Raw genomic sequence first — 22,360 nt, 5'->3', positions numbered from 1 at the left:
GCGGGGCTTGTGACCGATGGCCATCCCCACGATGGCGCGGCCGAGCCCGTCCCGGCGACGCCTGCGCGTGATCCTCATCCTGCTGCTCATCACGTGGCTGCCGGTCGTACCCTTCGCGCTCGGCCTCGCGCTGACGAACCTGACCGGCTGCACCGTCAACGAGGCGGGGACGCACCCCTGCCCGGTGGCCGGACACGATATCGGCGGCCTGCTCTACACGCTGACGATGACGGGCTGGCTGCTGATCCCGTTCCTGCCCTTCATGGCCCTGACACTGCTGCTCACCGTCGTGCAGGGCCTGCTGATGATGCTTCGAGCGTGGTTGCGGCGATGATTCGGTTCACCTTCCGGGGCGCAGCCGCGCTGCTCGGCCTCGGCGTGACAGCCGTCCCGCTGTGGAGCCTGGCGATCCCGGTGACGGCGACCCCGGCACGGGCGCAGGCGACCGAGGTGGAGGGACCGGCCCTCCCCTACGCCTCGACGCCCGACCTGCGGGCCGCCACGGTCGCGCGGGCGGTGCGCGACCAGCGCGCCACGAACCCGATCGCCGCGGCCGAGACGGCGCGAGAGCTGGCCCAGCACGATTACGACACCATCTTCCGCGGCTTCCTCGACGGGACGCCGCTGCGGCCGGACGATGCGGGCGACGTGCTCACCGCCTTCATCGCCCTGCAATGGATGGTCGCCAACGACGCGACGGTCGAGCCGAGCGCGGCGGCCCTGCGGGCGATCCGGACCCGGTTCGTGGCGCCGATGGCGGAACGGCCGCCCCTGTCCCAGCCGGCCACGCGGGCGGCCTTCGCCGAGCAGGTCAAGCTGCGCGCCGTTCTCCACCATGCCGGCTGGCAGGCGGCCAAGCGGCTCGGCGTGCTGCCGCGTTTCCTGGCGGGCCTGTCCAACGAGTTCATCCCGGTCGCCACGCTGCGGAATCTGGCGCTGACCGAGGACGGGCTGGTGCCGAAGGGCCGGGCCGGACGCGCGGCCCCGAAGCCGCCACCGGTCGCGGAGAGCCCGCCCGTGCCGGACGCGCGGCCGGCTCCCTCCCCGGCTCCCTCCGCCCCGGACGCGGCCGGTCCCCCGCGCCACGCCGCCAACTGGGATCAGGTCGAGGGCGTGTACTTCCGTTCGACCACCGGGTTCGGCGTCGGCGGTCTCATGACCATCGATTTCGAGCCGCTGATCTTCCTGCGCGACGGAACCTACTACGAGATCGCCGACATCGCGCTCGAAGACGTGGACCTCGCCGCCGAGCGGGCCGCACGGCCCAAGCGATTCGGGCGGTGGAGTGCCAGGGGCGCCGGCTTCGTCCTGACGGACGCCCGCGGCCGCGCGAACGATTACGCCCTCGGCGACGGCAGCTTCTTCCGGGCCTTCCCGGCCGCCGCCAATGAGCGGGTGGCGCGGGCGTACCGGCGGCTGTCGGGCGGCGGCAACACCGCCCTGGGCGGCGACGTCGCGATCGCCGTCGAGAGCCGCTACGACTTCCACGCGGACGGGCGTTACGGCCGCGGCGGCTCGGTCGGCGCGACGAATTCGGGGGCGAGCACCGGCGTCGGCACGGCGATCGCCCGTCGGCGCGCGCCGGAGGGCGGGCGCTACGTCCTCGATCGCCACACGCTGACGCTGACCGCGGCGGATGGCCGGACCCGGCGCCTGTTCTTCGCCTACGGCTCGCAGAAGGATCCCCCCGAGATCGACCGCGAGATGATCTTCGTGGGCGACGACGTCTTCAGCCCGGCGGACTGATCGGGATGCCGAGGGCGGCCCCTCGATCGGCGCGGATCTCAGGACGCGGGGCATCGGCGGATTCCGGGCCGAGCAGACCGCCGCCGAACCGCGCCCAGTCCTCCAGCGAGCGTCCGGGGCCGGCCTGCGGGCCCTGCTTGACCGGTCGCGGCGTCTGCGGCGCGCCGAGGCGCCCGTAGCGCCGGTACCAGGATCGCGCCCTCTGCACCGGCCGTCCCAACGCCTTCCGCATGCCGTCCCCCTGTGCAGCGCGCGCGAATGTCCACGGCCAAGCTAGTCCAGCTCGGTCGCCCAGGCATGTCGGGCCGACCCTGACACGATTGCCGATCTCTCCGACTGCTGATCGGCGCCGGGCAACACAGATGAGCCTGCGGGACAGCGACCGGCGGTCTCCCGCCGTCCGCGCGTCCCGGGGAATGCGCGGTGGCCCGCGATGGCGGCCGGCATCGCCGTCCCGACAGACCGCGCCGCGCGGTCGGATCCGGCATCGGTTCCGATCCGTGCGGACGTCCTTCACCGTCTCTGGAGCTCAGCCCATGAAACGTCTCGCGATCGCCCTCACGGCGCTGTCTAGCCTCGTCCTGTTCGCCCCGTCGAGCGAGGCGCGGCCCCACGGCCGCGGCTTCCATCATGGGCCCCACCATCTGGGCCACGGCGTCTGGAGGGGGCGGCGCCACGGCCTCCACCGGTACCGCCATCACCGTCTCCACCGGCACTACCGGCACTACCGGGGCTACCGCGGATATCGCGGCGTCCACTTCCGCCCCGCCGGCTACGGCTTCCGGCCCCACGCGTATCGCTCGGGTGGCTGGGGCGGCTATCGTGGGGTCGGCTTCGCGACCGGCGCAGGCCTTGGCCTCGCGGCCGCTGCACGGCCCGGTCTCTACGGCGCCGCCTACGGGCGGCCCTACAGGTACGGCTACGCGCCGGTCGGCTACGGCTGCGCCTACTAGGCGGCGCATCCGGACCGGGAGGCCGGGCCGTCACGGCCTCCCGGTCGGCGTCCCACGCCACGCCCACGTCGGCGTGGCACCCGTGATCCTCGCGTCCGACGACGCGAGGATCACGTGTCTCTGCGCGCATCATTCGGACGGATCGGGGCGATATGCGAAAGATCCGGTGCCGCTTTCGTGCAATGGTCAATCGATCATTGCACGTACGGCCTGTCGGGATATTCCCGACAGGCGTCGGTGTGAGCGGTATCCCGGCTCGAAACAGCTTGCTTGGCCGTTCGAACTCGGCGCTTCTGACCCGGCGGGACAGGCTCCCGAGCGGCCGGAGAGATCAGCGCCCATGCTCATGGACATCGTCAAACAGGGCGCCCGCGCGCGCGCCGTCGGTCGGCCCCGCGACGCCTGCCCCTATCCCGGCGAGTCGCGCGAGCGCCGGGCCTGGTACGAGGGCTACGACGGCTCCTCGTGGGCGGTCGCGACGCGGATGCCCCACCCCGCCCGGATGCTGCCCGGATCGGCCCTTTCCGACTCCGGTGCCGCGTCCGACCCCGCCTCCCCGGCCTGACGGCGGCCCGACTTTCCCGTAGGAGAGCTGTGAGCTTACGGGCCGATGCGGGGATACGGGAGGCGGGCGACGGTGCGCGCGGGACGGCGAGACAGGGGCGTCAGGCCGTCCGAGCGATGGGGGACGGGTCCGGGCCGGCGCGCAGCGTGTCCGCGCACGGCCGCATGAATGCTCGCGCCCGCGACACCGCGATCCGGAAGCCCGAGCTCCAGCTGAGCCGCGGCAGCCGCCGCACCTTCGTCGCCCTCGCCCTCGCGGCCGCGATCCCGGTCCTGCTGCTCAGCGGCTGGGTCGCGACGCTGATGGCGCAGCAGCAGCGCGACCTCGCCCGGAGCGCCGCCGTCGCCAGCGCGACCCGGGTGGCCGAGCGCGTCGCCTCGGACATCGCCGCCCAGATCGCGGTCCTCGAGGCCGAGGCCGCCTCCGCGACCCTCGACGGGCCCGACCTCGCGGCCTTCTACGCCGAGGCCGTGCGCCTCAGGCAGGCGCACCCGCTCTGGGAGACCGTGGAGCTCGCCCGACCGGACGGCGCCCAGATCGTGAATCTTCTCCGGTCCCTCGAGGAGGAACTCGGACCGACTTCGGACCGGACGAGCTTCGACGCAGTGGTGCGCACGCGGCAGCCGGTGATCGGCGGCATCGGTCCGGCCGGCTCGATCTCGGGCAAGCGCCTCGTCGCGCTGCGCGTGCCGGTCATCCGGGACGGCACGCTGCGCTACGTCCTCTCGATCCGGCTCGCCACGAACGCGGTGAGCTCGATCCTGCGCGACGCCGGCGCCCCCGAGGGCTGGGTCGGCACCATCGTGGACGCGGAGGGCAACACGATCGCCCGGACCCGGGCCGAGGTGGAGGAGCTCGGCCACCCGGCGAACCCGGCGCTCCAGGCGGCGATCCGGAACGCCCCGAACGGCTTCTACACCGGACCGACGCTGGAAGGCGCCGATGTCGAGGTGGTCTACCGGACCCTGCAGCATACCGGCGGCTGGTCGGTGCATTTCGGGATGCCGGTCGCGACGCTCAACGCGCCGGTCTCGCGGTCCTACGCCGTCCTGGGTGGCGGCAGCTTCGTCAGCATCGGGCTCGCCCTGGCGCTGGTCGGTCTCGTCGGCCGCGACATGGCGCAGCGCCGGGCGGGCGAGCAGGCCCGGTTCTCCCTCGCGCTCCGCTCCAGCGAGGAACAGGGCGCCGTCGCCGCCGAGGCCGCGGAACTCGGCACGCTGCGCTGGGACACCGTCGCGCACCGGGTCACCGGCTCGCCCCGCGCGGCCGATCTCCTCGGTTGGACGGCCGCCGCCGAGGGGCGCGACAGCGCCGTGGACGCCGACACGGTCCTGCAGGCGGTCGATCCCGAGGATCGCGGGCGCCTGAGCGAGGCCCTGCGCCGGAGCCTCGCCGAGGGCACGCCGCTCGACGTCGAGTTCCGCGTGACCCAGGAGAGTCGGGAGCCGCGCTGGGTGCGGGTCGCCGGCCGCGTGCCGCAGCTCCACGAGCATACCCCGGCCGGGCTGATCTACGGCGTGGTGTCGGACATCGAGCCGCGCAAGCGCGCGGAGGCCGAGCGCTTCGCGCTGCTGCGCCGCCTCGGCGAGGCCCAGGAGAACGAGCAGCGCCGGATCGCCCGGGAACTCCACGACCAGGTCGGCCAGACGGTGACCGGACTCTCGCTGGGCCTCAAGAGCATGGAGCGGCTCCTGGCACGCGGCGCGACGGCCGAGGCCGGCCGGCAGGTGGAGTGGCTGCAATCGCTCGCCGGGGAGATCGGCCGCGACATCCACCGGGCCGCCGTCGACCTCCGGCCGACTGCCCTCGACGATCTCGGGCTGCGCGAGGCCCTGGCCACCCTGCTGCGCGACTGGAGTCAGCGGCACGGGATCCGCGCCGACCTGGAGTTCCTGAGCGAGGCGACCCGGCTGCCGGCCGCGATCGAGACGGCCGTCTACCGGATCGTGCAGGAGGCCCTGACCAACGTCCTCAAGCACGCCCGGGCCGCGAGCGTCAGCGTCTCGGTGGAGAAGCGCGCGGGCGAGATGCGGGTCGTCATCGAGGATGACGGCACCGGCTTCAACGCCGACGAGCAGCGTGAGCGCGCCAGCGGCGAGGCGCCGGCCAAGCTGCGGCTCGGCCTGTCGGGCATCCGGGAGCGGCTGTCGCTCCTCAGCGGGACGCTCACGCTGGAATCGTCCCCGGGCATCGGTACGACGCTGTTCGTCACCATCCCGATTCCGGAACATCCCGAGACCTGAGGAGAAGCGCATGACGGACCGCATCCGCGTCGCCCTGGCCGACGACCATCCCATCGTCCTCGCGGGGATCCGGACGCTCCTGAACGCCGACCCGGAGATCGAGCTGGTCGGCGAGGCCACCAGCGGCAGCGAGGCGCTGCCGATGATCCACGCCGCCGACCCGGACGTCGCCGTCGTCGACGTCTCGATGCCGGGCCTCAACGGCCTGGAGCTGACCGAGCGCGTCGCCGGGTCTTGCCCGCGAACGCGCGTGCTGGTGCTGACGGTTCACGAGGACGCGGCCTACGTTCAGCCGCTGCTCAAGGCGGGCGCCCGGGGCTACCTCCTCAAGCGCTCGGCCGCGGAGGACCTGCTCCGCGCGGTCCGCGCCGTCGCGGCGGGCGGGATCTACCTCGACCCCTCGGTGGCGAGCCACGCCATGGCGCATCCCGGGGCCCCGGCGCAGGGCGCGGAGACCGAGCCGTCGGCCGAAGCGCTGAGCCCGCGCGAGACCGACGTGCTCCGGCTGATCGCGCAGGGCTTCAGCAACAAGGAGATCGCGCGGCGCTTCGATCTCAGCGTGAAGTCCATCGAGACCTACAAGGCGCGGGCCGCTGAGAAGCTGGGCCTGCGCACGCGCGCGGAGATCATCCGCTACGCCGCCGCGCACGGATGGCTCGACGCCCTGGCGCTGCGCTAGGCGCGAGGGAGCGCGGGCAGCCAGTCCCGGGCGACGGCCGGGTCCGCCGATTTTTCGCCGGTCAGGGATCAAATCCTGCCGCGGATCGTCTGTCTGGCGGACCGGTCAGGGACGAGGGGGGACGGGTGAGCGTCGGATTGATCGCCCTGTTGGACGATGTCGCCTTCATGGTGAGGGCCGCGGCGGCCTCGCTCGACGACGTGGCCGGCCAGGCGGCGCGCGCCGGCACCAAGGCCGCCGGCGTCGTCATCGACGACGCGGCCGTGACGCCGCGCTACGTCGTCGGCTTCGCCGCGGAGCGCGAATTGCCGATCGTCGGCAGGATCGCCCTCGGATCGCTGCGCAACAAGATCCTTTTCCTGCTGCCGGGTGCCCTGGCGCTGAGCGCCTTCGCCCCCTGGGCGATCACGCCGCTCCTCATGCTGGGCGGCGCGTACCTGTGCTTCGAGGGCGCCGAGAAGGTCTACGAAGCCGTGTTCGCCCATCACGGCCACGGCGACGAGGCGGACCAGGAGGGTGGCGCCGGCGGCGATCAGGCCCGGGAAGACCGGCGCGTGGCGAGCGCCATCAAGACGGACTTCATCCTGTCGGCCGAGATCATGGCCATCACGCTGGCGGCGCTGCCGGAGGGCAGCTTCTGGATGCGGGCGGCGGTGCTGGCCATCGTCGCGGTCGGCATCACCGCGGGCGTCTACGGCGTGGTCGCGCTGATCGTGAAGGCCGACGATGCCGGTCTGGCCCTCGCCCGCAGCACCGCGGGCCCACCGCTCGGAAGCCTGATCCGCGGGCTCGGCCGCGGCGTCGTCAAGGGCATGCCGATCCTGCTCAAGATCCTGGCCGTCATCGGGACGGCGGCGATGATCTGGGTCGGCGGCGGGATCCTGATGCACGGTCTCGAGACCTACGGGTTCTCGGCACCGGCGCACGCCGCCCACGCGATGGCGGAGGCCGCGGCGACGCGCGTGCCGTTCGCCGCGGGCCTCGTCGCGTGGCTCGTCACCGCGACCGTGTCGGGCCTCATCGGGCTGGTCGTCGGCGGGGCGCTGATCCCGCTGACGAACGTCGTGCTGGCGCCGGCGTGGCGCGCCCTGTCAGGCCTGTGGCAGCGGCGCGGCTGACGGGATCCCGTGATCGGCCGGGGCGGAGCCCGGCACAGCGACTGGCGCCGGGACCGGCGCTGCGGCGCCGTGATGCTTCAGGGGCCTGTTGCCGCTCAGGCGACGCAGCAGCACGTAGAAGACCGGGGTCAGGAACAGGCCGAAGGCGGTCACGCCGATCATGCCCGAGAACACCGCGACGCCCATCGCGCGGCGCATCTCCGATCCGGCGCCGGTCGCTGTCACCAGCGGCAGCACGCCCATGATGAACGCCATCGACGTCATCAGGATCGGCCGCAGCCGGAGGCGGCTCGCCTCGATCGCCGCCTGGAGCGGGGTCCGACCGGCGAATTCGAGCTCACGGGCGAATTCGACGATCAGGATGGCGTTCTTGGCCGAGAGCCCGACGAGCACGATCAGGCCGATCTGCGTGAAGACGTTGTTGTCGCCGGCCGACAGCCAGACGCCGAACATCGCGGCGAGCAGCCCCATCGGCACGATCAGCAGGATCGCCAGCGGCAGGGCGAGGCTCTCGTACTGCGCGGCGAGCACGAGGAAGACCAGGAGCAGCGCGAGGGGAAAGACCCAGATCCCGGAATTGCCCGCGATGAATTCCTGGTACGTGAGGTCCGTCCACTCGAAGGCGAAGCCCCGCGGCAGCGTCTCGGCCGCGATCCGCGTGGCCGCCGCCTGGGCCTGACCCGACGAGTAGCCGGGCGCCGCGCCGGCGTTGATGTCGGCCGACAGGAAGCCGTTGTAGCGCATGGCCCGCTCCGGTCCGGCGGTCTGGCGGACGCGCAGCAGAGCGGAGAGCGGGACCATCTCGCCGGAACCGGCCCGGACCTTCAGCAGACCGACATCGTCCGACCGCGCCCGGAACGGGGCGTCGGCCTGGACGCGCACCGAGTAGGTGCGGCCGAACTTGTTGAAGTCGTTGACGTAGAGCGAGCCGAGATAGATCTGCAGCGTGTCGAAGACGTCCGTCACCGGGATGTTGAGCTGACGGGCCTTCGTCCGGTCGATGTCCGCGAAGAGCTGCGGCACGTTCATCTGGAAGCTCGAGAACAGCCCGACGAGTTCCGGCGCCTGGGCGGCCTTCGCCATGAACGCCTTCGTGGCGTCGTTCAGCGCCTCGTAGCCGAGGCCGGCCCGATCCTCGATCTGCAGCTTGAAGCCGCCGATCGTCCCCAGCCCGTTCACCGGCGGCGGCGGGAACATCGCGATGAAGGCCTCGGGGATCGCGGCGTACTTCTTGTTCAGCGACTGCGCGATCGCCGCCCCGTTGAGGGACGGGTCCCTGCGCTCGTCGAACGGCTTGAGCGTCGAGAACACGATCCCCGAGTTGGAGCTGTTGGTGAAGCCGTTGATCGAGAGGCCCGGGAAGGCGACGGCGCTCTCGACGCCGGGCTCCTTGAGGGCGATCTCGCTCATGCGGCGGATGACCTCTTCCGTCCGGTCGAGGGTCGCGCCGTCGGGCAGCTGCGCGAAGCCCACGAGGTATTGCTTGTCCTGGCCCGGCACGAAGCCGCCCGGGATCTGGCGGAACAGGCCGACGGTCAGCCCGACGAGCAGGACGTAGAGGGTCATCATCGCGGCCTTGCGCGACACCGCGAAGCCGACGCCGCGGCCGTAGCCGTTCGAGGCCCGCCCGAAGGCGCGGTTGAAGCGGCGGAAGAACCAGCCGAGCAGCCGGTCGAGGATGCGGGTGAGACGATCCTTCGGCGCGTGGTGATCCTTCAGCAGCAGCGCCGAGAGGGCCGGCGAGAGGGTCAGCGAGTTGATCGCCGAGATCACCGTCGAGATCGCGATGGTGAGGGCGAACTGCTTGTAGAACTGGCCCGTCAGGCCGCTGATGAAGGCCAGGGGCACGAAGACCGCGACCAGCACGAGGGCGATGGCGATGATCGGGCCCGAGACCTCGCGCATGGCCTGGTAGCTGGCGTCCCGCGGGGACAGGCCGCTCTCGATGTTGCGCTCGACGTTCTCGACGACCACGATCGCGTCGTCGACGACGATGCCGATGGCCAGCACGAGGCCGAACAGGCTCAGCGCGTTGATCGAGAATCCGAAGACGTGCATCACCGCGAAGGTGCCGACGATCGAGACCGGCACGGCGAGCAGCGGGATGATCGAGGCCCGCCACGTCTGCAGGAACAGGATCACCACGAGCACGACGAGGGCGATCGCCTCTAGCAGCGTGTGGATGACCGCCTCGATGGAGGCGCGCACGAACTGCGTCGGGTCGTAGACGATCTGGTAGTCGACGCCCTCCGGCATGGTCCGCTTGATCTCCGCCATGGTGCGGCGGACCTCGTCGGAGATCTGGATCGCGTTCGAGCCCGGCGACTGCGAGATCGGGATCGCCACCGCCGACTTGTTGTCGAGGAGCGAGCGCAGGGCGTAGTCGGAGGCGCCGAGCTCGATGCGCGCGACGTCGCGCAGGCGCGTGATCGCCCCGTCGGCGCCGGTCTTGACCACGATGTCGCCGAACTGCTCCTCGCTGCTCAGGCGCCCCTCGGCGTTGAGCGAGAGCTGCAGGTCGAGGCCCGGAACGGCCGGCGACGCGCCGATCACCCCGGCCGCGGCCTCGACGTTCTGGGCCTGGATCTCCCGCACGACGTCGCCCGCGGACAGGCCGTGCTCGGCCACCTTCTGCGGGTCGAGCCAGATCCGCATCGCGTAGTCGCCGGAGCCGAAGAGCTGGACCTGGCCGACGCCGTCGAGCCGCGCCAGCCGGTCCTTGATGTTCAGCACCGCGTAGTTGCGCAGGTAGGTCATGTCGTAGCGCCCGTTGGGCGAGACGAGATGCACGACCATGGTGAGGTCGGGGGAGCTCTTCACCGTGACGATGCCGAGCTGGCGCACCACCGCCGGTAGCCGCGGCTCGGCCTGCGAGACGCGGTTCTGGACGAGCTGCTGCGCCTTGTCGGGGTCGGTGCCCAGCCGGAAGGTGACGGTCAGCGTCATGATGCCGTCCGTCGTGGCCTGGCTCGACATGTAGAGCATGCCCTCGACGCCGTTGATCTGCTCCTCGATCGGCGTCGCCACGGTCTCGACGATGACCTTGGGGTTGGCGCCCGGGAAGGTCGCGCGGACGACGACGGAGGGCGGCACCACGTCCGGGTACTCGGAGATCGGCATCGCGAAGAGCGACAGCAGACCGCCGATGAAGATGAGCATCGAGAGCACGCCCGCGAAGATCGGGCGGTCGATGAAGAACTTGGAGAGATTCATGCCGCCCTCCGAGGGCGTGAGGCAGGGGCGTCCGGGCGGCCGCGTGCGGCCGCCGTCTCGAAGGCGTCGGGGATTTGGATCGGGCGGACGGGCGCGGCGCGCCGGCCGTCAGCGCTGGGCGAGCTTGCGCGGCCCGGGGGCGGCGTCCTGCGGGCGCGCGCCCATCGCCACCGGTTCGGGGCGCAGGAGGGTCCCGGGACGGACGCGCTGCAGGCCGTTGACCACGATGCGCTCGCCGCCCGACAGGCCGGAAGTCACGACGCGCAGACCGTCGACTGCCCGGCCGAGGGTGACGGCCCGGAACTCGGCCCGGTTGTCCGACCCCACGAGGAGCACGAACTTCTTGTCCTGATCGGTGCCGACGGCCCGCTCGTCGACGAGGACGAGGCGTTCCGGCGCGGCCTGACCGAGGCGCATCCGGGCGAACTGGCCCGGGATCAGGCGGCCGTCGCCGTTGGAGAAGGTCGCGCGCACCCGGACCGTGCCGCTGCGCGCGTCGACCTTGTTGTCGATGAACTGGAGATGCCCGGCCGCGCGGGCGCCGTCGGCGGTCGCCATCTCCACGGGGATGCGGTCGAGCTTGCCGCGCCGGCCGCCCGGCTCGGCGACCGAGGCCAGCGCCTTCAGGACCACGCCCTCGTCGGCATCGAAGCTGGCGTAGACCGGATCGACCGAGACGAGCGTGGTCAGCACGGCGGCCCCGGCGCCCGTGGCCACGAGGTTGCCCGGCGTGATCTCGCGGCGGCCGACGCGGCCGCCGACGGCCGCCCGGACCTGCGTGTAGCCGAGGTTCAGGCGCGCCGCCTCCAGGGCCGCCTTCGCCGCGTCGAGGCTCGCCTTGGCCTCCTTGAACGCATTGGCGCGGACGTCGAGGTCGCGCGCCGTGACGATGCGCTGGTCCGACAGCTTCTGCCCGCGCTCGAGGTCGCTCGCCGTCATGCCGACCCGCGCCTCGGCGCCCGCGACCTGGGCTTCCAGCCGCTGGACCTCGGCCGCGTAGGGCGCGGGATCGATGGTCACCAGCAGGTCTCCGGCCTTGACCACCTCGCCTTCCGCGAAGTGCGTGGCCAGGATCGCGCCGCCCACCCGGGCACGGACGTCGATGCGCTCGACGGCCTCCAGACGCCCCGAGAACTCGTCCCAGAGGATGACGTCGCGCGGCTCGACGGTCGCGACCGAGGCCGGCATCGCCACCTCGGTCGGCGGCGTCGCGGCGACGGCCACGGTTCCCCGGACCAGGGCGCCGGGTATGAAGGTGTAGGAGACGCCTGCGAGAAGGGCGACCGCGAGGCTTCCGGCCGCGAGGCGCCGGGCACGGAGAGGATTGCGCGAGGGATGACGCTGAGGTTCCACGAGCGACTCCAACATCTGTATAGGTCGCTACACATGTCGGCATGGACGCGGGGCGTCAAGTGACTTATCTACCACTCGATATAAAAGTTGGAGTCCGCAGGCAATGGTGATGGGGCGCCCCCGGTCCTTCGACACGGACAAGGCCCTCGACGAGGCGATGGAGGTGTTCTGGCGCCACGGCTACGACGGCGCGAGCCTCGCGATGCTCACGAAGGCGATGGGCATCAAGCCGCCGAGTCTCTACGCGGCCTTCGGCAGCAAGGAGGGGCTGCTCAAGGCCGCCCTCGACCGGTACGCGCAGCGGCGCTCCGAGCACATGCGCTTCGTCCTGGCGGGCGAGACCGCGCGCGACGTGGCCGAGCGCTTCCTGAGCAGCATCGCCGAGAGCCACACGGATCCGGCGAACCCGCCCGGCTGCCTCCTCGTTCAGGGCGGCCTCGCCTGCGGCGCGGGCTCGGAGAACATCCCGTTCGAGCTGGCGTCCCGGCGGGCGCAGGGCGAGATGGAGCTCCGCGAGCGCTTCATCCAGGCCCGACAGGACGGTGACCTGCCGGCGGATTCCGACCCGGTCGCGCTGGCGCGGTTCCTGTCCACCGTCGCCTCCGGCATGGGCGTGCTGGCCTCCTCGGGCGCCGACCGGGAGGCGCTGCGGGAGGTCGCCCGGGTCTCGCTGCGGGCCTTCGCGAGGGAACACGACGCCTGAGCCGGGCTGACCGGGCGCGATCCCGCGCCTCGGTCCACCCGGACGCCGTTCGCCTCTCCGCGACCGGCGGTTCGCCGAGGTCCAGAAACGACAAAGGCCGCAGAGCTGCGGCCTTGTAAGTCGATCGTATGGTTGGGAAAACTGGAGCGGGCGAAGGGATTCGAACCCTCGACCCCAACCTTGGCAAGGTTGCGTCAAGTCGTTTCCGTCCGTTTCCGTGCATTTCGCAACGTTTCATCAATCATGGCAATTCGTTGCATAGTTGACGGATTTCGCGTTCCGGCGTTTCATGTCGTTGCCGCCCGTTTCAGACACCGTGCTGCCTGCGTGCGTCCTGACGGAGCCGTCCATGAAACGAAGCAATGCCGTTCGTCTGACGCTCAAGGTCGTCGAGAAGGCACCGGCCCAAGCGAGCTCGTACTTTATCTGGGATCTCGATCAGCCCGGCTTCGGTCTCCGAGTTGAGCCGACGGGCGCCAAATCCTACTACATTCACTACCGTCAGGGCGGCGGTCGAGGAGCTCCTTCCAGGAAGATGAAGCTCGGCGACACGCGGACGCTGAACGTGTCCGATGCGCGAAAGGAAGCGGCGGAGAAGCTCGTGCTCGCCCGGAACGGCCAGGATCCCGCCGCCGATCGGGTCGCCGCGAGGAACTGCCTGTCCGTCCATGAACTGATCGACCTCTACGGTGCAGAAGGACTTGTCCGCCTGAAGGGCCGGCGGGAAGGGGAGGAGATGACGGAGCAGACCGCCGCGTACACGATGGCTCGGCTGCGCAACCACGTCCTGCCAGTCCTGGGCCACATCCGGCTCGTCGAACTCGACAAGACGCATGTCGAGACGCTCTTCAAGAAGGTGGGGTCGGGAGCCACTGCCGCGGATCCCGGGAAGCGGATTGGAAGGGGAGCGGTGGCCCGGGGCGGGCGCGGGGCCGCGCGGAAGGTGGTCCGCGACTTCTCCGCCGTCTGCACCTTCGCCATGGACCGCAATCTCATCCAGACGAATCCAGTCGCGTCCGCGCGGGTCAACAAGGTAGACAACGAGCGCAAGGATTATCTGACAACCGGGCATGTCCAACGCCTTGGACGGGCGCTCGTCGAGGCGGAGCGCGACCACGGAATTCCGCGCGTCGCCACGGACCAGATCCGCCTTTGGCTGCTCACCGGGCTGAGAAGGAACGAGGGAGCCGCTTTGAAATGGAGCGAGGTCAGGCTGGAACATGAACGCCTGGAACTGGAGAGCTCTAAGAGCGAGACCAAACGGCCTCTCACGCCACCTGCGGTAGCGTTTCTGCGGAAGCTAAAGGAGACGGCCGACTCCGCCTATGTCTTCCCGGCGAAAAGAGGCGATGGATGGTACACAGGTACGAAAAGGTACCTGCCTCTTATCATGCGCCTTGCCGGATTAGACCAGCTGTTTCCGCATCTCCTACGGCATACCTTCGGGTCGAACGCAGTCTCTCAAGGCCTGAGCATTCCTTTGGCCGGAGCTCTGCTGGGTCACACCAACCTGCGGTCAACTCTAATCTACGCCCACGTTCAGCACGACGTCGCCGCCAGGGCCGCAGGCTCATGCATGACCGACCTCGCTGCCGCGCTGGAAGCGCCGGCACGCGACACCACCGTCGGAAGCAATTCGAATGCGGTCGACGTCAGGGGACGGGCGTGAGGTATCCGACAACGATCCGTCCTGACTGGATCCCGCTACGCCTTGCTCCATTCGTCCTCCGCCGGACCGCTGAGGCGTCCTATCGCGATCTGGAGCTGGACGCGGATTTGGAGCGCTCATTGGCGATCGACGTACCGGAGCCCATGCTCGTTCAAATAAATTGGTCGACCGGACTGATCGAGGTGCTCGCCCGCAATCCCGTCGAAGATGACATGGAGCCGGGTGGCGGCTACTGCCTGTGCGTGAGATCGCATCCCGCACTGCTTCGGTCCGCGATGTCGCGCAGCCTGCGATCCGAAATGGCATTCATCGTCGCCGCTCTTGTCGACGATTTCTGGTCGGCACTCGTACGTCGTCACGAGGCGCTGATCGAGCTGGGTATGCTTGCCGTTCACGCGCGAGGAGGACCTAGGCCAGTCGACGGTTTCAGAAGAATGCCGCCCGACATCTGGGCGGCATCAACGGTCGACTGGGCTGCAGGGACGTGCACCACGCCCGACGGCCACGTGTACTTCTCGGTCCATGTCGCGCCGCCCGAGCAACCAAAGCCCCGAGCAACCGAGAGCTCCGAGACCATTATCGTGCGCGCCGAGCCCAAGTTGATCGCTAGGCAGCCCACCGCCAGCACCGATGGTATGGACGTCCATGCCGCGAGCCGGTTTCTAGGTGTCAGCAAAAGTTCATTGGACAAGTGGCGCCTAGACGGGAGCGGACCGCCGTTCCACAAGATCGGTTCACGGGTGAGGTATCTAGAACCCGATCTGGATGCTTGGCGAAATCGGCGTCGGAGTTCCGGCCGGCCGTCTTAGACGGACGAGCGTGATCGGTCTGCTGGCGGCGCGGCGCGCAGCTTGAAGCTGAGCAATCGGCGTAGGATTGCTGCGGCCGACGTTTATGCGTGCCGTGAGATGAGCGGAAGCGCACGCATGTCCTTCGTCCCGGTGCCCCGACTGGGCAGCAGGCGATTTCGTGGCCGGATCCGTCCCGATCAGACACTCGAGCCACACTCTCGTTCATACGATCCGGTTGAGTCCCACGCTCTTCAGGATCGAGCCGGCGGCTGGTGTGCGTTTGCGCCGATCATCCTCGTGGCGGCAGACAGACCCTGGACCTCGACCTGCATGCAGCCGCGGGAGCAGGATGCGGCACCGTCCTCGCTCGGTTTGAGCGTCGTGGTTTGTTGGTACTTGGCCATGTACAGGACGCTTGCATTGCACTGATTGGAGTAGAGCCCCCTGCCCTATGGGGCGCAGGGACGCCGATGTGGCTCTGCTCGGGAGCTACTTGCGCCACGTTCTCTCGATCCCAGGCCATTGGTCCATAGCCGAGCCACGATAGCTCGCTCTCAAGCACCGATTGATATTTTCTCTTCAACGAAATTTCGAGCGCGATTTTCGCTAAACCGAAAAGCATCCTGCGAGGGTTAGTCGATTTCTCTATAAAGCAATTTCGGTAGGAATTTTCGCTATGGAGCAAACTCACACGCGTCTTCAGTTTGGCCTGCCCCTGACCCTGACCCAGCAAACTGGTCCGCGCCGAGCGCAAGTTTTTCGGGCATCCTGAACCCTGAAGGAGGGTGGATGCCATGCCTCGCAAACGCTTTACGAACGAACAGATCGCCTTTGCCCTGCGGCAGGCGGAGAACGGTGCGACGGTGGACGAGGTCTGCCGGAAGATGGGCGTGTCCGAGCCGACGTTTTACCGCTGGAAGAAGCAGTTCGTCGGCATGGGTGTGCCGGAGATCCGGCGGTTGAAGCAGCTGGAGGACGAGAACAGCAAGCTCAAACGACTGGTGGCCGATCTGACGCTGGACCGCTCCATGCTGCAGGATGTCCTCAAGCGAAAGTGGTGAGGCCCGCCGCTCGCCGCGAGATCGCCGGTCACCTGCAGGTGGCCTACGACATCAGCGAGCGTCGGGCCTGCCAAGCCACCGATTTCGGCAGCTCGTCCCAGCGTTACAGGAAGCGCTCCGACCCGCAGGTGGCGCTGCGCATGCGGCTGAAGGAGCTCGCTGCCGCACGCGTGCGCTACGGCTACCGAAGGCTGCACATCCTGTTGCGGCGGGAAGGCTGGGAGGTGAACCACAAGCGCACCTACCGGATCTACCGGGACGAAGGACTGTCGATCCGGCCCAAGCTGCCCAAGCGCAAGCGGGCCTGGCGCTACCGGCAAGGGCGGCCGGCCATCGGTGGACCCAACGAGGTTTGGGCCATGGTCATCATGTCTGATCGCCTGTTCGACGGACGTCCGTTCCGGATCTTGACGGTGGTCGATTGCCATACGCGAGAGGCGCTCTCGCTCAAACCGAGAGCCAACTTCCGCGCCTTCCAGGTGACCGAGGCCCTGGACGCACTGGTGAAGCTCCGCGGTCGTCCAAAGAGCCTACGGGTTGACAATGGGCCGGAATTCGCCGGGCGCATGCTCGACCAATGGGCTTATCTGAACGGAGTTGAGATCGACTTCTCCCGACCGGGTAAGCCGACCGACAACGCCTACATCGAGTCGTTCAACGGCCGCCTACGGGCAGAGTGCTTGAACGGTTCGTGGTTACTATCGCTAGCCGATGCCCGTGAACGCATCGAGGACTGGAGGTGCCACTACAACGAAGATCGACCCCATACGGCCCTGGGCGGCTTGACGCCCCGAGCCTTCGCCAACCAAGCTGTCACAGCCCGAAAAATTGCATAGGTCGTGGACCACAAACCGGGTCAACTCCATGAGATCCGGAAGCTCACATTCCAGCCGGACCAAAATCCGGAGGACCCTCATCCCGCTTCGCAATCTGCTGCCGGAAGCGATGGCTGGAGTAAACTCGGCCCGTCGCCGAGGCCATCGCCTCGAATGCCCGCGCAGGCAGCGGTCCGCACACCAGACGAGCGTACCAGATCACCGGTCTTCGGTTATCCGGTGTCGCGTTTACTTTTCAGTGGCCTGGCAGATCCCAGCTCGTGCATATTAAAGCGGGATCAACGCCGGGAGCCAACATGACGGATCGAATCGACCTCTTTCGGGGAACGAAACGAGATTGCCTCGTCGTCATGATCCACGGATACGATGGATCCGGGGAGCAGATGGCTCCAATCAGGACGATCGCACGCCATCACCTGCCTGACGCAGACATCTTCATACCCACCCTGCCATATAGCCGCACACGAAGCTATCTTTGCATGGTGTCAGCCGAGACAATCATGCGTGGATTGACAGAAGCGGTCGACGATCTGGTCAGACAGCGCCGCGAAGAAGGTGGCGAATACTCTGAACTCTATATCGTGGGCTATAGCTTTGGAGCGGTTCTCGCGCGACGCCTCGTTGTCCTGGCCTTCGGCGAGCAGAAGGACATAAACGGCGCAGTCCCTGCCCCGTTCGAGACGGACTTACAACACTTCCGCGCTCCGCGATCGTGGGCGCCGCGGATCAGGCGCCTGATCCTCCTCGCAGGCATGAATCGCGGGTGGTCCGTTTCCTCGGCCATGGACTGGATCACCAGCGTGAAATGGGGCGTGAACGAGTTCATCGCGGATACTGTGTTCTCCGGAAGGCCGACGATTATGGCAATCCGTAGAGGCGCACCCTTTCTCGTCCAGACGCGGCTCCAGTGGCTCGCGCTGATGGATGCAACCTATGGCCCTCGTCCAGAGATCCTCACGGTACAGCTTCTCGGATCAATCGACGACTGGGTATCGCCGGACGACAATGTCGATTACTCGGTAGATCATACGAACCAGAGCGCGCAGAACGCCTATTTCTACATTGAAGTTCCGGCTTCGGGCCACCGCTCGATCCTGGACATGAGCCCGGAGGGCGCCGCGTGTCCGGGGCCCGCCGCCGAAAGGCGAAAGTCCTTCGCGCTCGCCCTGGTCGGGAGTTACGCACAGGTTGCGCATGCGGCCGTCCAGCGAAGCCAAATGCAAGACAACCTACCTCCGGAACCCGACCCGACGATAACGGATCTCGTATTCGTTATCCACGGCATCAGAGACAAAGGTTTCTGGACACAAAAAATTGCCAGGACGATCAAGCTCGCGTCGGATGCCTCTAATGCGGCCTCACCTATCGACCAACACAGGAAATTTGCGTCCTGGACGGAGACATACGGTTATTTCGCGATGATGCCGTTTGTCTTCCGTACGACGAGGCAGCGGAAGGTGGAATGGCTGATGGACCGTTACGTCGAGGCTCGCGCCAGATATCCTCGCGCTACGTTTCACTACGTCGGACATTCGAACGGAACATATCTCGCCGCCCAAGCCTTACAAGATTATCCCGGGGCGCGCTTCGAGAATATTGTATTCCTTGGTAGCGTCGTCCGCCGGGATTACGACTGGATTTCTCTCACAAGATCGGGGCGAGCCGGCAGAATCCTGAACTACGTCGCGACCGGCGACTGGGTCGTATCGATCTTCCCAAATGGCCTGCAGCCATTGTCGTGGTTCAATCTGGGAAGCGCGGGACACGATGGGTTCGATCAAGCGGAACCCTCAGGTCCGATCTATCAGGTTGCATACATAGAAGGGGGTCACGGCGCAGGCCTCGGGGAAGCCTATCGAAAGGACATAGCTCAGTTCATAACATCCGGCCAGCCGCCAGCAACGACATACCCGCCCTTTCGACAGGACCAGAGTAAATTTTACCGCATTTTGGGATGGATTTCCCCGGCTATCGTCGCGGCTATCGCGGCCACCATTATAGGAGCGGGAGCATTCCTCATTCAAAGAATCGTCCTCGGCCCCTCGACCCCGTCGGAAGCGACGGTCTTGTCCGCCAGCCTCGCCATTTATGTCATGACATTGTACATCGTGGCCACACGAGTGTAGATCCTCCTCGCGATGATGCGTGGCGATACCCATAAACCCGTCGCGGCTCACGAAGTTTAGTACCGAGCCAACACTTTCTTCATTACGACTCCCTTAAATCGAGTCCAACTCGATTGGGACCGGTTCGATCGACAAAGGTTCGCCCCGGCCCCGGATAGCCGTGGTGCCAGCGCACCGTTTCCGGGCGCCGCTGCGCCTGCCGGGATCAAGCTTGTCAGCTTTCGCGTCGGGCGGCGAGAGCACTCGACCAGACGGACGTCCGGCTTACCCACCGGCGCTTTGTGGCAGCTCAGCCTCCTAAACCCCAGCTTCTATAACCGGAGACCGAAATATCCGCCTCCGACCGCATCTCTAAGCTTCCGGAGTCTCCAAAATCAGGGAAGGGCCGGAAGTCGACGAAGGGCTCTTGCGAAGCCTGAATGGATCTGCATTCTTACGATTGCAACTTAGAGGTGCTTCGGCATGCCCAAAGCTATCTTGCTGTTCGCCGATGGCACTGGCAACAGCGCGGCCAAGTTGTTCAAAACGAACATTTGGCGCCTCTACCAAGCAGCGGATCTCTCTCAGACACCGCCCCAAGGTCTCCGACAGATAGCCTTTTACCATGACGGCGTCGGAACATCGACGTTCAAGCCGCTTCAACTTCTCGGGGGCGTCTTCGGAATCGGCCTGAAACGCAACATCCTTGCGATGTACGTCTTCCTTTGCCGCAACTACGAGCGCGGCGACAGGATCTACCTGTTCGGGTTCAGCCGCGGCGCATTCACGGTCCGGGTCTTTGCCGCCCTGGTCCTGACGCAGGGCCTGATACGATGCCAGACGGATGAGGACCTCTCGACCTACTCCCCCGACGCATACCGAGCCTATCGGCGGCGCTATAAGCTCCCTCTTCTTCCGCGCTCGAGCAAGGTGCGGTTCGAGGGCGCGATTCCCGGACGGGCCAGGGACGACCCGTTCACCAGCTACTTCCGGAAGACCAAGGTCGGTCTCGTGGACCGCGTGCGCGACCTGCGCGACGTCGCGTTGCGGGCAACGCGGCGCCTCGCGCGTCGGCGCCAGTACAGCGAGGTCTACAGGACACCGGTCGGGGAGATCGCATTCCTCGGAGCGTGGGACACGGTCGCAGCCTACGGGATGCCGCTAGAGGAACTGACGCGCGGCATCGACGATTGGGTCTGGCCCCTTTCCATGCCGAACACGATCCTGTCGCCACAGGTACGCCGCGCGCGCCACGCGCTGGCGCTGGACGAGGAGCGCGACAGCTTCCAGCCGTTGCTGTGGGACGAGGTGGCCGAACAGCGATTGGTCGCGCATGGACGGGTCGCCCCCGACAGGATGCGCCAGGTCTGGTTCGCGGGCGTGCACTCCAACCTCGGCGGCGGCTACGCGGACGACGCGCTCTCCCATGTCTCGCTCGAGTGGATGATGGGCGAGGCCCGCTCAGCCGGCCTGAGACTGAAGCTACCGGCGGACTGGGGCTGGTCGTTCGATCCCGACCCGTTCGGACGCCTCTACGATTCGCGCAGCGGCGTCGCCGGCTACTACCGGCCGCAATCCCGCCGCCTCGCTGCCAAGCTGCAGCACCCTCCGGCCGGCACCTTGCTCCTGCGGGATCCCCAGAGCCCGCCCAAGCTCGTCCCGCCCGTCCTCGTCCACGAGAGCGTGATCGCCCGGATCAAGGCCGGCACCGACCGCTACGCGCCAACGACGCTGCCGCCTGCCTTTGCCGTCGTCGGGCCAGGACATCCGGAGACGGGCACGTCAGAGCGCCCCGCCGCGCTTCAGTTGCGCCTCGAGGAGTGGGTGTTCGACGACGTCTGGCGCAGGCGCGTGACCTACTTCGCCACCGTCGGCGTCTCGCTCCTCCTCGCGGCATTCCCGCTGATCCAGATCGCCGCGCCGCCCTCGGCCTGCGTTGGCCCGCAATGCCTTCTCGCGCCGGTCATCCGCTCGGCGGGCGGCATCCTGCCATCGCTCCTGTCCCCCTGGATCGATGCCTACGCCCTCACGCCCGGCTGGTTCCTGCTGGTGTCGGCGGCGATCGCGGGCCTAACGCGGGTTGGCGCGACGCTCCAGCTGCGCATCCAGGACGGCATGCGAGAGCTGTGGATCAGGTCCTACCAGCTGCCCGTATCCCACCGACGGCCGGCTCCGCCCGTCGCGACGGCCGCCGGACCTCCCGACGGCTGGGTCCACCGCCTGAGGACCAGCGGCACCTACCAGCGGATCCTGCAGACCGTGAAATGGCGGGTGATCCCGACCCTGTTCGGCCTCCTGATCCTCATCGCCCTCACCGCCGTCGCGCTCCTCGCGATCGTTCGGATGGTCTACGCCGCCCGCGACCGATTTGACGCGCTCGCACCGTGCGAGTCCCGATCCGCCGCGGGTCGACTCGTCACGGCCGACCCCTGCGGAGCCTCGTTCGCCACCCTAGAACAAGGGCGGCATTACCGCGTAACGTTGACGATCGAGGAGCCGTGGTCTGACGACGCGCCGTCCGAGCTGAGGGAATCATGGCCGGTCGCCCGACTGATCGAGCGCGGATGGCTCGCCACCTCGATCCCGGCGAGCCCGAAGGGCATCCAGGCAAGCGACCGCCCATGGTGGTTCGGTCTCGGCGGCCCGTTCCGCCGCGCGCAGGCGCAGGACTGGTTCCAGCCTATCCTGCGCATCCACGCCTCCGGCGGCACCGTCCACCTCCAACCATTGACCTTCGAGGGGGCCTGCCTGCCGCAGGGCTGCGGCGCGACCGGCAACCGCTTCGCGGCCGAGTTCAACGCGGACCGCACAGGCGCAGCCTCGATCTTCGTCAATGACGCGGTCGGCGTGCCGGCCTCCTTTTTCTATCGCGACAACACGGGCACCGCCGAAGTCTCGCTGGAGGTGCGCGAGGGCACGCGTTGGGTGCCCGCAGGCCGGCCATGATGCCTCCATCCACGAAATTGCCAGTCGATGTGCCACCATGGCCCTTCGACGGGCGACGAGCGGTGGAAGCTTGGGAAGCAAGTCGATCCGGCCCAAGGCACGCTTCCGCACGTCCCGGCCGCCTAGATCGGCTGCTAGCCGGGACATCCTCGGCTCAGAGCGCTGGCGAGCCACAAGGTATGTCGCCAAGCTTCCCGAGGCGAAAGCGTTCGAATAATATCGTTTACCGAGGCATACTGATAGATCAGTAAAACCCGGATCAAACGGCTGTCTACATGCCCTCGATTGCATTATAAAAAACATTGACATTGCAGATCTAAATGGTTCATGTACATATAAATAAAAACAATCAAGTTCAAATTTTATCAAACGGTGGCCG

The 22,360-nt window shown here is 67.8% G+C and carries 16 protein-coding genes; 13 read left to right on the top strand and 3 right to left on the bottom strand.

Features of this window, described 5'->3' with window-relative positions:
- The first annotated feature begins 16 nt into the window (after positions 1 to 16).
- Together ACLBYG_RS25445 and ACLBYG_RS25440 are read left to right on the top strand one after the other, a co-directional pair.
- Positions 17 to 334, top strand: coding sequence for a hypothetical protein (locus ACLBYG_RS25445; protein ID WP_447683328.1), 318 nt, complete (start codon positions 17 to 19; stop codon positions 332 to 334).
- Entirely contained in the window at positions 331 to 1,746 is a 1,416-nt protein-coding gene (locus ACLBYG_RS25440) for a hypothetical protein (protein ID WP_447683327.1), read from the top strand. Before ACLBYG_RS25445 ends, ACLBYG_RS25440 begins: the two co-directional genes overlap by 4 nt.
- Here the strand turns inward: ACLBYG_RS25440 and ACLBYG_RS25435 are convergent.
- Entirely contained in the window at positions 1,730 to 1,978 is a 249-nt protein-coding gene (locus ACLBYG_RS25435) for a hypothetical protein (RefSeq protein ID WP_447683326.1), read from the bottom strand. The two genes, ACLBYG_RS25440 and ACLBYG_RS25435, sit on opposite strands and share 17 nt — an antisense overlap.
- Positions 1,979 to 2,282: 304 nt before the next feature.
- On the opposite strand from ACLBYG_RS25435, the gene ACLBYG_RS25430 reads away from it, so the two are divergent.
- From ACLBYG_RS25430 to ACLBYG_RS25410, 5 genes are all read left to right on the top strand, one after another.
- Entirely contained in the window at positions 2,283 to 2,699 is a 417-nt protein-coding gene (locus tag ACLBYG_RS25430; RefSeq protein WP_447683325.1) for a hypothetical protein, read from the top strand.
- A 340-nt stretch (positions 2,700 to 3,039) separates the two neighbouring features.
- The gene (locus ACLBYG_RS25425) at positions 3,040 to 3,264 is read left to right on the top strand and encodes a ribosome modulation factor (RefSeq protein ID WP_447683324.1); all 225 of its coding nucleotides are present in this window, start codon (positions 3,040 to 3,042) and stop codon (positions 3,262 to 3,264) included.
- A gap of 164 nt (positions 3,265 to 3,428) precedes the next feature.
- Positions 3,429 to 5,507 carry an ATP-binding protein gene (locus tag ACLBYG_RS25420; RefSeq protein ID WP_447683323.1) on the top strand — a complete coding sequence of 693 codons (2,079 nt, stop codon included), beginning with the start codon at positions 3,429 to 3,431 and terminating at the stop codon, positions 5,505 to 5,507.
- Between the two features lie 10 nt (positions 5,508 to 5,517).
- Positions 5,518 to 6,186 (top strand): response regulator transcription factor, encoded by a 669-nt coding sequence (locus tag ACLBYG_RS25415; RefSeq protein WP_091680698.1) that lies wholly within the window; start codon positions 5,518 to 5,520, stop codon positions 6,184 to 6,186.
- 125 nt (positions 6,187 to 6,311) lie between these two features.
- On the top strand, positions 6,312 to 7,304 hold the full coding sequence (locus ACLBYG_RS25410; RefSeq protein ID WP_447683322.1) for a DUF808 domain-containing protein: 993 nt from the start codon (positions 6,312 to 6,314) through the stop codon (positions 7,302 to 7,304).
- Here ACLBYG_RS25410 and ACLBYG_RS25405 read toward each other — a convergent pair.
- The gene (locus ACLBYG_RS25405) at positions 7,278 to 10,517 is read right to left on the bottom strand and encodes an efflux RND transporter permease subunit (protein WP_447683321.1); all 3,240 of its coding nucleotides are present in this window, start codon (positions 10,515 to 10,517) and stop codon (positions 7,278 to 7,280) included. The genes ACLBYG_RS25410 and ACLBYG_RS25405 overlap by 27 nt on opposite strands.
- Before the next feature lie 108 nt (positions 10,518 to 10,625).
- On the bottom strand, positions 10,626 to 11,885 hold the full coding sequence (locus ACLBYG_RS25400) for an efflux RND transporter periplasmic adaptor subunit (RefSeq protein WP_447683320.1): 1,260 nt from the start codon (positions 11,883 to 11,885) through the stop codon (positions 10,626 to 10,628).
- Positions 11,886 to 11,973: 88 nt separating this feature from the next.
- Here ACLBYG_RS25400 and ACLBYG_RS25395 point away from each other — a divergent pair, with 88 nt between their 5' ends.
- From ACLBYG_RS25395 to ACLBYG_RS25370, 6 genes are all read left to right on the top strand, one after another.
- Positions 11,974 to 12,573, top strand: a complete 600-nt coding sequence (locus ACLBYG_RS25395; RefSeq protein ID WP_020094569.1) for a TetR/AcrR family transcriptional regulator — start codon at positions 11,974 to 11,976, stop codon at positions 12,571 to 12,573.
- 349 nt (positions 12,574 to 12,922) lie between these two features.
- The gene (locus ACLBYG_RS25390; RefSeq protein ID WP_447683319.1) at positions 12,923 to 14,242 is read left to right on the top strand and encodes a tyrosine-type recombinase/integrase; all 1,320 of its coding nucleotides are present in this window, start codon (positions 12,923 to 12,925) and stop codon (positions 14,240 to 14,242) included.
- A gap of 119 nt (positions 14,243 to 14,361) precedes the next feature.
- Complete coding sequence (locus tag ACLBYG_RS25385) at positions 14,362 to 15,051, top strand: helix-turn-helix transcriptional regulator (protein WP_447683318.1); 690 nt, start codon at positions 14,362 to 14,364, stop codon at positions 15,049 to 15,051.
- Positions 15,052 to 15,827: 776 nt separating this feature from the next.
- Positions 15,828 to 16,930, top strand: a protein-coding gene (locus tag ACLBYG_RS25380) for an IS3 family transposase (protein WP_447683317.1) whose coding sequence is annotated in 2 segments (ribosomal slippage) — positions 15,828 to 16,089 and positions 16,089 to 16,930 — 1,104 coding nt in all. Because the reading frame shifts where the segments join, the coding sequence is not laid out codon by codon here.
- Positions 16,931 to 17,226: 296 nt separating this feature from the next.
- A complete protein-coding gene (locus ACLBYG_RS25375) occupies positions 17,227 to 19,056 on the top strand; it encodes an alpha/beta fold hydrolase (protein ID WP_447683316.1) in 1,830 nt (609 codons plus the stop codon).
- Positions 19,057 to 19,518: 462 nt separating this feature from the next.
- The gene (locus ACLBYG_RS25370) at positions 19,519 to 21,981 is read left to right on the top strand and encodes a DUF2235 domain-containing protein (protein WP_447683315.1); all 2,463 of its coding nucleotides are present in this window, start codon (positions 19,519 to 19,521) and stop codon (positions 21,979 to 21,981) included.
- Positions 21,982 to 22,360 lie beyond the last annotated feature (379 nt).

This window comes from Methylobacterium sp. D53M (assembly GCF_053345625.1).
This window is presented reverse-complemented; position numbering and strand designations above follow the sequence as displayed.